The organism is Lysobacter enzymogenes (genome assembly GCF_023617245.1).
GTDB classification, from domain to species: Bacteria; Pseudomonadota; Gammaproteobacteria; order Xanthomonadales; family Xanthomonadaceae; genus Lysobacter; species Lysobacter yananisis.
Window position 1 is genome coordinate 1177618 of the sequence record NZ_CP067396.1, and the last position, 13245, is coordinate 1190862.

Here is a 13245-nt window from a genome sequence, read left to right on the forward strand (position 1 = left end):
AGGAGCGGCGCGAGCCGCGACCGCGACAACGCAACTACGCCGCAACTGTCGCCGCAGTTGCGCTGTCGCGGTCGCGACTTGCGTCGCTCCTACAGGAAGGCATCGAAACTTAGCCGGCGCCCGACGTCGCCAGCAGTTCGTCCAGCACCTGCGCGAACCGCTCCGCGCTGCCCGGCGCGTGGGCGAAGAACAACGACGGTTCGCACAGCTCCAGTTCCAGCACCTGCGGCCGTCCCTGCGCATCGCGGATCAGGTCGACCCGCGCATAGGCCAGCGGTTCTTCCAGGTCCAGCCGCGCGCTGGCCGCGTTGAGCGCGTGCAGGGCGACGGTGCGCTCGTCCTCGCCGGCCTCGCGCGCGGCGATGCGTTCGACCGCGCGCAGGTTCAGCGCGTCCTCGCGCTGCAGCATCGCGCCCTTGCGGATGGCGTGGCTGAAACCGCCGTTGAAGTGGATCAGCGCGGTCTCGCCGTCGCGGTCCACCGCGGCCAGATAGGGTTGCAGCATCGCGTCGCGGCCTTCGTCGAGCAGTCGCGCCAGGTGGTTGGCGGCGGCGAACTCCTGCGCGCGCGCATAGCGCTGGGTGTCGCGCGAGCCGGCGCTGACGGTCGGCTTGACCACGAACTCCTCGGCGTCGGCGTGCGCGGCCAGGAACTCCTGCAACGCCGGCAGCGGATCGCCGTCGGCGCCGACGAAGGCGGTCGGCACCACCGGCACGCCGCGCGCGGCGAGGTCGGCGAGGTAGCGCTTGTCGCTGTTCCAGCGCAGCACCGGCCACGGATTGAGCAGGCGGCTGGCGGCGTCGACGCGCTCGCACCACGCCAGGAACTCGCCGTAGCGGGCGCTGTAGTCCCACGGCGAGCGCAGCAATACGGCGTCGTATCGGGCCCAGGCCACGCTGGGGTCGTCCCAGGCGCGGATCTCGGCGCGCAGGCCGCGGGCGAGGCAGGCGGCGAGCAGCGGCGACAGGTCGTCGTCCTGTCCGGCGCTGGCGATGGCGGTGACCAGGGCGAGTCGGCTCATGCCGCAAGTCTAGCCTTCGCCTGCAATCCAGGCACAGCCGTTGCGCTGTGCGGGCATTGCCCGAAAGTCCGCTGCTGCCGCGCGCGGCCGCGCGCTAAACTGGGCGCATCCCTCACAGGAGCTGTCCCATGGCCGACGCGGTCGCCGCCAAGAGCAAGTTGTATCCCAACGCACACGACGCGCTGCAGGGCGTCGTCGCCGACGGCCAGATCCTCGCGGTCGGCGGCTTCGGCCTGTGCGGCATTCCCGAGGCGCTGATCGGCGCGCTGCGCGACAGCGGCGCCAAGGGCCTGACCGCGATCTCCAACAACGCCGGCGTCGACGGTTTCGGCCTGGGCCTGCTGCTGGAAACGCGCCAGATCAAGAAGATGATTTCGTCCTACGTCGGCGAGAACAAGGAGTTCGAGCGCCAGTTCCTGTCCGGCGAACTGGAGCTGGAATTCAACCCGCAAGGCACCCTGGCCGAGCGCCTGCGCGCCGGCGGCGCCGGCATCCCGGCGTTCTTCACCCGCACCGGCTACGGCACGGTGGTGGCCGAAGGCAAGGAAACGCGCGAGTTCGACGGCCACCACTACGTGATGGAAACCGCGCTCAAGGCCGACGTGTCGCTGGTCAAGGCGTGGAAGGCCGACAAGGCCGGCAACCTGGTGTTCCGCAAGACCGCGCGCAACTTCAATCCGGCCTGCGCGATGGCCGGCAAGGTCTGCATCGTCGAGGTCGAGGAACTGGTCGAGATCGGCCAGCTCGATCCGGACCAGGTGCACCTGCCGGGCATCTACGTCGACCGCATCGTGGTCAACGCCACGCCCGAGAAGCGCATCGAGCAGCGCACCGTGCGCGCCTGAGGCCGCCGCCCCTTTCTTTGAGGAATTCGAAATGCCCTGGACCCGCGACGAAATGGCGCAGCGCGCCGCGCAGGAACTCACCGACGGCGCCTACGTCAATCTCGGCATCGGCCTGCCGACCCTGGTGGCCAACTTCATTCCCGACGGCATGGACGTGTGGCTGCAGTCCGAGAACGGCCTGCTCGGCATCGGCCCGTTCCCGACCGAAGACGAAGTCGATGCCGACCTGATCAACGCCGGCAAGCAGACCGTCACCGCGCGCGCCGGCGCCAGCTACTTCGGCAGCCACGACAGCTTCGCGATGATCCGCGGCGGCCACATCGACCTGGCCATCCTCGGCGCCATGCAGGTCACCCACCAGGGCGACCTCGCCAACTGGATGGTGCCCGGCAAGATGGTCAAGGGCATGGGCGGCGCGATGGATCTGGTCGCCGGGGTCAAGCGCGTGGTGGTGCTGATGGAGCACACCGCCAAGAACGGCGAGCACAAGATCCTGCCCGAGTGCACCCTGCCGCTGACCGGCCTGGGCGTGGTGAACCGCATCATCACCGAACTGGCGGTCATGGACGTGACCGCCGACGGGCTGGTGCTGGTGGAGACCGCGCCGGGCGTCGGCGAGGACGAACTGCGGGAAAAGACCGGCGTGCCGCTGCGCAAGGCCTGACCCGGGCCGCGCCGCCGGACCGATGCAGAAGCCGCCGCGAGGCGGCTTCTGCGTTTGCGGCGCCGGTCGCGCCGCGGGCGCCGGGCGGGGGCGGTCGGCCGGCGATCGGCCGACGCGGGGCCGGCCCAGGATCGGCCCGGGACCGGCGGTTCACGTCCGCGCCGGCAAGCGCCCGGGCGCCTGAATCGGGAAACCGCGGCGCTGAACAGCGGCCGATCGCCGGCGTTGCCGCCGCCGCATGCGAAAACTGTGCGCAATAGTGGATTGCTTCGCTTGCGTGACAGGGGCCGGCGGCGTTCAGCCCGTTGCAGTCGCTCGTTCATCCATGCAGGATGCGCAGCGCAGTTCAACTCGAAATCGGTCGGTTCGTCATGCGTCGTACGTTCTTGGTGGGAGCCGTGGCCTTGATGGGGGCCGCGGGCTGGTGGGGATGGGGCGAAACCTCGCAGCGCATCGCGCAGGCCGGCTCGCCGGCGGCGCCGCAGCCGGCGGCGCCCGCGGGCTTCGCCAGCGCAGGCGTGAGCGCGGGTCAGGCCCGCGACGGCTTCCGCGCCGTGCCCGCGCCGTTGCCGCAACGCGCCGCCGCCGGCTTCGCCGCCGCGCCCGACCGCGGCGATCTGGTCGACTACTCCGCCAAGCCGCAAGTCCTGAGCGACGGCGCCTACACCTGGCACCGCGCCGGGCTCAGCGAGCGCCATGCGCTCGCCGCCATCGCCAGCGGCCGCCTGCGGGTGACCACGCCTTCGGGCCAGACCCTGTCGTTCCGCTACCAGCGCCATGTCGAGCACGACAGCGGCGACTGGACCTGGGTCGGCCAGGTCGAGGACGGCGACGCCGGCAAGCAGGCCATCGTTACCTTCGGCGCGCACGCGGTGTTCGGCGTGATCGACCAGCCCGGCAAGCCGTCGCTGAAGCTGACCATGCGCGACGGCGCCTCGTGGCTGGTGGAGACCGATCCGGTGCGGTTGGCGCTGACCGGGCAGGAAGCCTCGGTGCAGGCCGACGACTTCAAGATCCCGCACGCGGCCGAGCAGGCCTACAGCGGGCCGGTGGCCGCGGCCGCCGCCGTGTCGGCCAACGCCGCCGGCGGCGCGGTCGCCACCATCGACGTGCTGATCGGCTACAGCAACGGTTTCGCCGCCGGCCTCGGCGGCGCCTCGCAGGCGGTGACCCGGGTGAGCAACCTGGTCGACATCACCAACGAGGCCTATCGCAACAGCCAGACCGGCGCGCGCCTGCGCCTGGTCGGCACCTTGCAGGTCAACTACACCGATAGCGGCGACAACGGCGATACGCTCGACGCGCTCAGCGGGGTCAACGGCGCCACGATCGATCCGGCCTTCAACGCCCTGCGCGCCGCGCGCGAGGAATACGGCGCCGACCTGGTCTCGTTCGTGCGCAAGTACGACCGCGCGACCCACAACGGTTGCGGCGTGGCCTGGATCATCGGCGGCGGCCAGCAGGCCTATACCGCGCGCTCGGCCAACTCGGGCTATTCGGTGGTCAGCGACGGCCGCGAGGTCCAGGGCGGCACGACCTATTTCTGCCGCGAGGAAACCTTCGCCCACGAACTGGGCCACAACCTCGGCGCGCAGCACGACCGCGCCACCGCGTCCTCGGGCGGCTCGCTCAAGTACGGCGCCTTCGCCTATTCCTTCGGCTACAAGACCAGCGCGGCCGAAGGCAATTTCTACGACATCATGGCCTACGGCGATTCCGGCCAGACCGCCTACCGCGTGTTCTCCAATCCGCGCGTGAACCTGTGCGGCGACCGCGCCTGCGGCGTCGAGGGCCAGGCCGACGTGGCCCGCACCTTCGACCAGACCGCGCCGATCGCGGCCACGTTCCGCGCGACCAAGGTCGGTTCCGGCGCGCGCAACGACTTCGACGGCGACGGCAAGTCGGACGTGTACTGGCGCAACTCGGCGACCGGTTCCAACGATGTCTGGTTCATGAGCGGCGCCTGGCTGGCGCGCGCGGCCACCGTGCACGTCGAGCCCGACCAGGCCTGGCAGGTCGTCGCCACCGGCGACTTCAACGGCGACGGCCGCTACGACGCGTTCTGGCGCAACTCCGCCACCGGCCAGACCTTCGTCCACCTGATGGACGGCGGCCGGGTGGTGTCCTCGGGCTACTCGACCCTGGTCGCCGACGGCAACTGGAAGATCGTGGCGACCGGCGACTTCAACGGCGACAAGCGCACCGACCTGTACTGGCGCAACAGCGCCACCGGCGCCAACGACGTGTGGCTGATGAACGGCCTGCAGCCGAGCAGCGTCGCCACCGTGCACGTCGAACCCGACCAGAACTGGCAGGTGGCCGGCGCGGGCGACTTCAACGGCGACGGCATGGCCGACATCTTCTGGCGCAACGCCGCCAACGGCCAGAACTACATCCACCTGATGGCCGGCCCCCGCGTCATCGCCGGCTCCGGCGCCGCGCCGCTGGTGGCCGATCGCAACTACCGGGTCGCCGCGATCGGCGACTTCAACGGCGACGGGCGCAGCGACATCTACTGGCGCAGCAGCGCCAGCGGCGAGTGCTACGTCTGGACGATGAGCGGCATCGCGCCCAGCGTGGTCAACCTGGCCCACAACGAGCCCGACCAGAACTGGCAGGTCGCCAACAGCGGCGACTACGATGGCGACGGCCGCGACGACATCTTCTGGCGCAACCGCAGCACCGGCCAGAACTACGTGCACCTGCTCGACGGGCCGACGGTGAAGTCCGGTGGCGGCGTGTACACGGTCGGCGACATGAACTGGAAGATCGTCAGCCGCTGACGGCGGCTGCGGCGGCGGCGATTCGGCGTCCCGATGTCGAAGCGCGAGCGTGCCGGCCGGCGCGTTTCGCCGGCCTGCTTCGCGCGCTCGGTCTGCGCACGCATCGCGCAAGGGCGACCGCAAAAACACAAGAGGCGCGGCAACTAGGTTGCCGCGCCTCTTCGTTTGCGGGCCTCGCGCGCGCCGTCGGCGCGCGCAAGCGACCAAGCTACATGTTCTGGTAGTTCGGCCCCGACCCGCCCTCCGGCGTGACCCAGGTGATGATCTCGTACGGGTCCTTGATGTCGCAGGTCTTGCAGTGCACGCAGTTGGCGGCGTTGATCTGCAGGCGCTTGGCGCCTTCTTCCTCGACGATCTCGTACACGCCGGCCGGGCAGAAGCGCGTGCACGGGTTGCCGTACTCGCTCGCGCACTGGGTCACGCAGACGTTGGTGTCGGCGACCTTGAGGTGCACCGGCTGGTCTTCGTCGTGTTCGGTCGCGGCGAAGTACACGCCGGCGAGGCGGTCGCGCGGGGCCAGGGTGCGGTCGGCGTAGTCGCGCTTGGGCTGTTCGGCCTGGCCGAGCTTGTCCAGCGAGGACCAGTCGGCCTTGTTCTTCAGCGTCCACGGCGAACCGCCGGCGGTGACCGTTTCCCAGGCCGCGTTGAGCATGCCGAACCAGAAGCCCTTCTTGAAGCCGGGCTTGATGTTGCGCACCTTCTTGAGCTCGGCCATCGCATCGGACGCGCGCAGCTTGGCGTCGAAGCCGGCGCTGTCGAGCTGCGGCTGCGCGGCCAGATGCTCGGCGGCGAGCATGCCCGAGCGGATCGCCTGATGGGTGCCCTTGATCTTGGGCACGTTGAGCAGGCCGGCGGTGTCGCCGATCAGCAGCGCGCCGGGCATGTCGAGTTTCGGCAGCGACTGCCAGCCGCCGGTGACGATGGCGCGCGCGCCGGACGAGACTAGGTTGCCGCCTTCCAGCAGCGGCTTGATCAGCGGGTGGTTCTTCCACTGCTGGAACGCTTCCCAGGGCTTGTAGTCCGGGTCGCTGTAATCCAGGCCGCTGACGTAGCCCAGGGCGATGCGGCCCTTGTCCAGGTGGTAGAGGAAGCTGCCGCCGTAGGTGCGGCTGTCGGCCGGCCAGCCGACGCTGTGCACGATCTTGCCCGGGGTGACGCGATCCTCGGGGACCTGCCACAGCTCCTTGATGCCGATCGAATAGCCTTGCGGATCGCTTTCGGCGTCGAGCTCGAAACGCTTGATCAGGCGCTTGGTCAGGTGGCCGCGCGCGCCTTCGGCGAACACGGTGACCTTGGCGCGGATGTCGATGCCGGCGGTGAAGCCGGGCTTGTGGGTTCCGTCCTTGGCGATGCCCATGTCGCCGATGCGCACGCCGGCGACGCGGCCGTCGGCATCGTGCAGGGTTTCGGCGGCGGCGAAGCCGGCGTAGATCTCCACGCCGAGGGCTTCGGCCTGCGGCGCCATCCACGCGCACATCGCGCCGAGGCTGACGATGAAGTTGCCGTGGTTGTTCATGTCCGGCGGCACGATCGGCGACTTGTAGCCGCCGGTCTTGGTCATGAACCAGAACTCGTCCTGCCCGGCCGGCACGCAGATCGGCGGCGGGTTGTCGCGCCAGCCCGGCAGCAGCGCGTCGAGCGGGCCGGGCTCGATCACCGCGCCGGACAGGATGTGCGCGCCGATGGTGCTGGACTTCTCGATCACGCAGACCGACAGCTCCGGATTGAGCTGCTTGAGCCGGATCGCGAACGCCAGGCCGGCCGGACCGGCGCCGACGGTGACGACGTCGTATTCCATGACGTCGCGTTCGATCTCGATGGCTGGCGTGTCGGACGGGACCGTGCCGGTCGGCTGTTCGCTCATGCTGGCGGTACTCTTGCGTGCAATCCGGCCATTGTCGCGGGTTTGCCCGGCAGGCGCCATTTCCGCCGGCGCGATTCGCGGCGACGCGCGCGCCCGCGACGCGCAAGCACGCACGTTCGCGGTGTGTTTGAAACGATTTCCAGCCGGATCGGTGCGGCCGGGTATGGAGGCCCGCCGTCGCGCGGGCCGGCGCAGGAATCGGATCGCGGCCGCCGCGCCGCGCGTGCTAGCGTGCCGGCCGATGCCGCCGACCCGCCTGCCGCTGCAAGACGCCGACCTAGCCTACGACCCGCACTGGCTCGACGCCGACGCGGCCGATGCGCTGTACGCGGCGGTGCTGGCGCAGACCGCGTGGGAAGTGCACCGCATCCGCCTGTTCGGGCGCGAGCACGCTTCGCCGCGGCTGAGCAGTTGGATCGGCGACCCCGACGCGCGCTATCGCTATTCCGGCGCCGAGTTCCGCCCGCAGCCGTGGCCGCCGGCGCTGCGGCCGGTGCGCGAGCGGCTCGCGCGCGAACTCGGCGCGGCGTTCAACAGCGTGCTGGCCAACCGCTACCGCGACGGCCGCGACGCGATGGGCTGGCACAGCGACGACGAACCCGAGCTCGGCCCGGCGCCGGTCATCGCCTCGCTGAGCCTGGGCGCGCGGCGGCGCTTCGCGCTCAAGCACCGGCGCGATCCGTCGTTGAAGGCGGCGCTGGAACTTGGGCACGGCAGCCTGCTGGTGATGGCGGGACCGACCCAGGCGAACTACCGGCATGCGCTGCCGCGGACCGCGCGGCCGGTGGGGGAGCGGATCAATCTGACGTTCCGGGTGATTGCGCCGCGGCGGTGATCGGGGGCGCGGCGATCGGAGCGGAAGGCGTCGGGCCTGAGGGCCCTCCCACGAGAGAAGGCGTCGGGTCTGAGGCGCTCCCACAAGCGCGAACGCGTCGGATCTGAGGCGCTCCGACAAGAGCGGACGCGCCGGGTCTTAAGGTCCTTAGCCGAGAGCGAATGCGTCAGCGCAGCGGACTCAGCGCGACAAGCGCCATGCGACAAACGCGAACGGCCGCGCTCGCGCGCGGCCGTCGCCGTGGTTCGGAGGCGTGCCGGCGCGGCGGCCGGTCCGCGCCCGATCAGCGCTTGTGGCTGTTCTCGTGCGCGTCGCCCGACGCCAGCGTCCAGCCGGCGATCTCGCCCGTGCCCGCGGCCAGCGAGCGCTCGAACGCGGCGACCACGTCGCGCACTTCGGTCGTCGCCGCCGGCGTGGACTGCAGGAAGGTGCGCGAGGCGACCACTTTCTGGTCGACGGTGTGGAACAGCTTGGCGTTGATCTCGATCACCGCCGACGGCACCGCGTTGCCGGCGTAGTCGGATTCGAACCGGCGCAGGTCCAGCACCAGCTTGTACTCGGCGCCGATGCCGCTGCCCTGGCGCGCGACCGCGGCGATCTTGCCCGAGTCCTCCAGCGTGCGCAGCAGCGCGTCCTCGATCATGTTGCTGGGCAGCTTGGCCCAGGCCGCGCCCTTGTAGACCTGGACTTCGTCGCCGCTCGGGCGCACCGCGATGCGCAGGCTGTCGATCATGCGCGCCGCGCTCGGCACGCTCACCGACAACTGCCAGTTCGCCTGCGGCCAGGACGGATCGGCCGGCACGCGCGGGTCCGGCGCGTACTGCACGGTCGGGGTCTTGGGCTTTTCGTCGAGGATCGAGCAGCCCGACAGCGCCAGCGCGGCGGCGAGGCCGGCGCCGAACAGGCGCAGCGGCGCGGCGGAGAAGGGGCGTAGCGCGCGGGTCGTCGGCATGGTCGTGGCGTTCGCGTGGCGGCGGTCGGGGCGGCGGGTCGCGGAGTTCATCGGGCGGCCTTCTCGGGCTCGAATTCCTTGGCGGCGTCGCGGCCGAGCAGGTAACGGGTCGGGTTGCTGTCGAGGCGGTCGCTGATCCGGCGCAGGTCGCGCACCAGCGCGCGCAGTTCGGCCAGGGTCGGGCCGAGCTGGGCCAGGCCGTCGTTGGCGAAGCTGCTGATCGCGGCGCGGTTGTCGTTGAGGATGCCGTTGGCGCCGGAAGCGGCCGAATCGAGCTTGGTCAGGGTGCTGTCGAGCTTGTCGATGACGCCCGGCAGCTTCTGCGCCAGTTCGCGGTCGACGCTTTCGACCGCGCGGTTGGTGGTGGCCAGGGTCTGGCTGAGCTGCTCGCTGGACTTCTTGGCGTTGGCGATCAGGTCGCGCAGGTCGCCGCGCTGGTCGGCGATCGAGCCGGTCAGCGATTCGATGTTGGCCAGGGTCTTGGACACGTGCTGGACGTTGTCGTCGCTGAGCACCTGGTCCAGGCGCGCGACCAGGCGGTTGGCGGTGTCGGCGATGTTCTGCAGCGCCGAGGCCTCGGTCTGGATGATCGGCACGTCGCCGTTGCCGGACTCGGCCAGGCGCGGGCTGTTGGGGCTGCCGCCGGTGAGCTGGATGATCGGGGTGCCGGTGATGCCGGTCAGCGACAGCTTGGCGCGGGTGTCGGTCTTGACCGGCGCGTCGGCCTGCAGGCGCAGCTTGGCGATGACCCGGCGCGGATCGTCCGGCGCCAGGCTCAGCTGCTGCACCGTGCCCACGCCGATGCCGTTGTATTGCACGGTGCTGCCTTCCGACAGGCCGGTGACCGGTTCGTTGAAGATCACCGCGTACTCGCGCCAGCTCTTCTCCGAGGAGTACTTGGCCGCCCACAAGGCGAACAGCAACAGGAACAGCGTCACCACGATGGTGAACGCACCGATCAGCACGTAGTTGGCCTTGGTTTCCATCAGGCACCTTCGAACGGCAGAGCCACGGCCGGCATCATGCCAGCCAGGGGTAGGTGAACAGGGTGAAATGCAGGAGGTTGAGGCCGAAGTGGGCCAGCACCGCGGCGGCCAGGCCGCCCTTGCGGTAGGCCCAGCCATAGGCCAGCCCGGCCAGCGTCGCCGCCAGCGCGAACCGCCAGCCGCCGCCGAGATGGACCAGCCCGAACGCCAGCGCCGCGACCGCGATCGCCGCGTGCGCGCCCCAGCGCTGCGCCTGCCAGCGCCGCTGCAGGCTTTCCTGCAGGTAGCCGCGGAACATCGCTTCCTCGGTCAGCGCCACCAGCAGCAGGTTGTTGAGCGCCCACAGCGCGCCGAACCACGGCCACTTCGGCGCCCAGGCGAGCAGGCCCAGGGCGACGCCGAGGCCCAGGCACAGCGCCGCCGCGGCCGCCGCGCCGGCCAGGCCCGCGCCTAGCGAGGCCGCCAGCGGCCGCTCGCCCGGGCCGTACAGGCGCAGCAGCGGCCAACACAGCAGTAGCCAGAATCCGGCCAGCGGCTTGTCGAAGTTGAAGTACAGCGACATCGGCGCCGAGCCGGCGCTGAGCGTGAGGTCGGCGAGCAAGCGCGGATTGTCGAAACCCGGCAGCAGGTGCAGGCCGAGCGCGAACGCGGTCAGCACGAACACTACGTGACCGCCGATGCGCGCCGCACGCGGCCGCGCCGGACGCACCAGCCATGCGGCCAGCGCCAGCAGCGCCAACGCGGCCAGCGCCGGCGGCGCGAGCAGGCCGCGCGCGAACGCTGCGGCCAGCGCCAGCGCCAACAGCGCCAGCGTCGCGATGCGCGCCTTGCGCCACCACAGCGTCGCCGCGGCCGCGCACAACAGCCCCCAGATCGACACGCTCCACAGCGTGCCGGTATCGGCGAGCAGGGCGTTCATCGCGCCGCTGCATCCTCGTCCGCGCCGTGGGCCGGGTCGCGCTTGCCGGCACCATCGTGCGTGCGGCTGGCGTGCGCGTCCCGGCCATGTTCGTTCTTGTCGCGCGCCACCTGCGCCGCGCGCGCGCGCGGGCCGTGGAAGTATTCCTGCACCCACGGATGATCGAGCTTCTCGACCTCCTGGATCGGCGCGCAGGCGATGACCTTCTTGTCGGCCAGCACCGCGATGCGGTCGCAGATGGCGTACAGCGTGTCCAGGTCGTGGGTGATCAGGAACACGGTCAGGCCCAGCGCCTGCTGCAGGGTGCGGATCAGCCGGTCGAACGCGGCCGCGCCGATCGGGTCGAGGCCGGCGGTGGGTTCGTCGAGGAACAGCAGCGGCGGGTCCAACGCCAGCGCGCGGGCCAGGCCGGCGCGCTTGCGCATGCCGCCGGACAACTGCGAAGGCAGCTTGTCGATCGCGTCGGCCGGCAGGCCCGACAGCTTGACCTTGAGCAGCGCCAGTTCGTAGCGCAGCGAGTCGGGCAGTTCGCTGTGGTACTCCTTCAGCGGCACCTGCACGTTCTCGCCCACGGTCAGCGACGAGAACAGCGCGCCGTCCTGGAACAGCACGCCGGTGTTGCGCTCGATCTCGCGGCGCAGCTGCGGGTCCGGGTTGCGCGCGTCGATGCCGAGCACTTCGATCTGCCCGGCGTTGGGCTTACGCAAGCCCAGGATCGAGCGCATCATCACCGACTTGCCGGTGCCCGAGCCGCCGACCACGCCGATGATCTCGCCGCGTTTGACGTCCAGGTCGAGGCCGTCGTGGACCACCTGCTCGCCGAAATGGTTGACCAGGCCGCGGATGCGGATGATGACGTCGTCGCCGGCCTCGCCGTCGGCGCGGGCGGTCGGGACCGCCGGGGAATCGGCGCTCGTCACCGCGGCGTCTCCGCGTCGCGCTTCGCGATGGCCAGGCTCACCAGCCCATCTCCATGAACCAGATCGCGAAGAACGCATCCAGCACGATCACCAGCGAGATCGACTGGACCACGCTGGAGGTGGTGCGCTCGCCGACCGACTGCGCGGTGCCCTTGACCTGCAGGCCCTCCAGGCAACCGATCAGGCTGATCAGCAGGGCGAAGATCGGCGCTTTCGACATGCCGACCAGGAAGTGGCGCAGCTGCATGGTCTCGTGCATGCGCGCCAGGTATTGCTGCGGCGGGATGTCCAGGCCGTAGGCGCCGACGGTCAGGCCGCCGAGCAGGCCGGCGATCATGGCCACGAAGGTCAGCAGCGGCAGCATCACCAGCAGCGCCAGCACCCGCGGGATCACCAGCAGGTCGACCGGGTCCATGCCCAGGGTGCGGATCGCGTCGACTTCCTCGCGGCTGACCATCGCGCCGATCTGCGCGGTGAACGCGCTGGCGGTGCGGCCGGCCAGTACGATCGCGGTCAGCAGCACGCCGAACTCGCGCAGGAAGGCGATGCTGACCAACTCGACCACGAAGATGGTCGCGCCGAAATCCTTGAGGATGGTCGAGCCCAGGAACGCCACCACCGCGCCGACCAGATAACACAGCAGCGCGATCAGCGGCACCGCGTCGAGGCCGACCTGCTCCATGTGGTGGACGGTGGCGGTGGGGCGGAAGCGGCTGGGGTTCTTGAACAGCCGCAGCATCTTCACCAGCGTTTCGCCGAAGAAGGCCACCAGCGCCAGCACTTCCTTCCAGTTGTCGGTGACCGCGAAGCCCAGGCGCCCGAGCGCGGCCTGGAAGCCGTACTCGCGCTTCTTCTTCGGGCGCTCGTCGGCGACGTCCTCGATCGCGCTGACCAGCGCGCGGTGGCTGTCGTGGAAGCGGAACACCGCGTCGAAGTCGAGCTCGTGCCGGCGCGCGAAGCGCATCAGCTGCAGCACGCCGACCGAATCCAGGCGCTGTACCCCGGTGGCGTCGACCTCGGCGACCTCGTGCGGCGCTTGCTTGAGCGCGGCGCCGACGGCCAGTGCGTGTTCCAGCGTCCAGCAGCCGGAAAGGCGCAAGCGCGAGGGCTCGCTGCCCTCGGCGGTGAGTTCCGGCGCTTGCGTGGTCGGTACGGTCATAGGGCCTCGGGCGGCAGCATACAGGCTGCCGGCGAAGCTTCAATACACATCCGCTACCGAACCGAATGGCGGATGCGGCCGCTCAGGGGTAGGGCTGGGGCTCCGGCGGTTGCACCACGCAGTTCTGGCAGCTGGAAACGCTGCAAAAAAAGCTCAGCGTGCTGGGCAGGCACGGTGAGCAGTCGTCGGGGTTCATGCGCTGCAAGGACAGTACTTTGTTCATGAACGTGTTCTCGTCGTGAGCGCGGCCGCGTACGGCCGCGCACAGAGGGCTCCGCCAGCCGCGGACTGGCGAAG

At 70.4% G+C, this 13245-nt stretch carries 10 protein-coding genes and 1 pseudogene; 4 read left to right on the plus strand and 7 right to left on the minus strand.

Annotation, left to right across the window (positions count from 1 at the left end; genetic code table 11):
- Window positions 1-109: 109 nt before the first annotated feature.
- The gene (locus JHW41_RS05090) at window positions 110-1021 is read right to left on the minus strand and encodes an ATP-grasp domain-containing protein (protein ID WP_057948885.1); all 912 of its coding nucleotides are present in this window, start codon (window positions 1019-1021) and stop codon (window positions 110-112) included.
- Between the two features lie 128 nt (window positions 1022-1149).
- Here JHW41_RS05090 and JHW41_RS05095 point away from each other — a divergent pair, with 128 nt between their 5' ends.
- From JHW41_RS05095 to JHW41_RS05105, 3 genes are all read left to right on the plus strand, one after another.
- Window positions 1150-1866: a CoA transferase subunit A gene (locus JHW41_RS05095; RefSeq protein ID WP_250449239.1), complete on the plus strand. Its 717-nt coding sequence runs from the start codon at window positions 1150-1152 to the stop codon at window positions 1864-1866.
- A gap of 31 nt (window positions 1867-1897) precedes the next feature.
- On the plus strand, window positions 1898-2530 hold the full coding sequence (locus tag JHW41_RS05100; protein WP_057948883.1) for a CoA transferase subunit B: 633 nt from the start codon (window positions 1898-1900) through the stop codon (window positions 2528-2530).
- Window positions 2531-2937: 407 nt separating this feature from the next.
- Window positions 2938-5313: a reprolysin-like metallopeptidase gene (locus JHW41_RS05105; protein WP_250451419.1), complete on the plus strand. Its 2376-nt coding sequence runs from the start codon at window positions 2938-2940 to the stop codon at window positions 5311-5313.
- Window positions 5314-5521: 208 nt separating this feature from the next.
- Here the strand turns inward: JHW41_RS05105 and JHW41_RS05110 are convergent, their stop codons facing one another.
- On the minus strand, window positions 5522-7177 hold the full coding sequence (locus JHW41_RS05110) for an electron transfer flavoprotein-ubiquinone oxidoreductase (protein WP_250449240.1): 1656 nt from the start codon (window positions 7175-7177) through the stop codon (window positions 5522-5524).
- A 241-nt stretch (window positions 7178-7418) separates the two neighbouring features.
- On the opposite strand from JHW41_RS05110, the gene JHW41_RS05115 reads away from it, so the two are divergent.
- A complete protein-coding gene (locus JHW41_RS05115) occupies window positions 7419-8012 on the plus strand; it encodes an alpha-ketoglutarate-dependent dioxygenase AlkB family protein (RefSeq protein ID WP_250449241.1) in 594 nt (197 codons plus the stop codon).
- Window positions 8013-8295: 283 nt separating this feature from the next.
- Here the strand turns inward: JHW41_RS05115 and JHW41_RS05120 are convergent, their stop codons facing one another.
- The 5 genes and pseudogenes from JHW41_RS05120 to JHW41_RS05140 form a co-directional block, all read right to left on the minus strand.
- The gene (locus JHW41_RS05120; protein ID WP_425606405.1) at window positions 8296-8964 is read right to left on the minus strand and encodes an ABC-type transport auxiliary lipoprotein family protein; all 669 of its coding nucleotides are present in this window, start codon (window positions 8962-8964) and stop codon (window positions 8296-8298) included.
- 47 nt (window positions 8965-9011) lie between these two features.
- Window positions 9012-9950, minus strand: a complete 939-nt coding sequence (locus tag JHW41_RS05125; RefSeq protein ID WP_057948878.1) for an MlaD family protein — start codon at window positions 9948-9950, stop codon at window positions 9012-9014.
- 34 nt (window positions 9951-9984) lie between these two features.
- Window positions 9985-10869, minus strand: a complete 885-nt coding sequence (locus JHW41_RS05130; protein ID WP_250449243.1) for a CPBP family intramembrane glutamic endopeptidase — start codon at window positions 10867-10869, stop codon at window positions 9985-9987.
- Window positions 10870-10970: 101 nt separating this feature from the next.
- Window positions 10971-11789, minus strand: a pseudogene (locus tag JHW41_RS05135) (ABC transporter ATP-binding protein); the annotation flags it as partial.
- A 37-nt stretch (window positions 11790-11826) separates the two neighbouring features.
- A complete protein-coding gene (locus JHW41_RS05140; protein ID WP_057948876.1) occupies window positions 11827-12948 on the minus strand; it encodes an ABC transporter permease in 1122 nt (373 codons plus the stop codon).
- Between the last annotated feature and the right edge of the window lie 297 nt (window positions 12949-13245).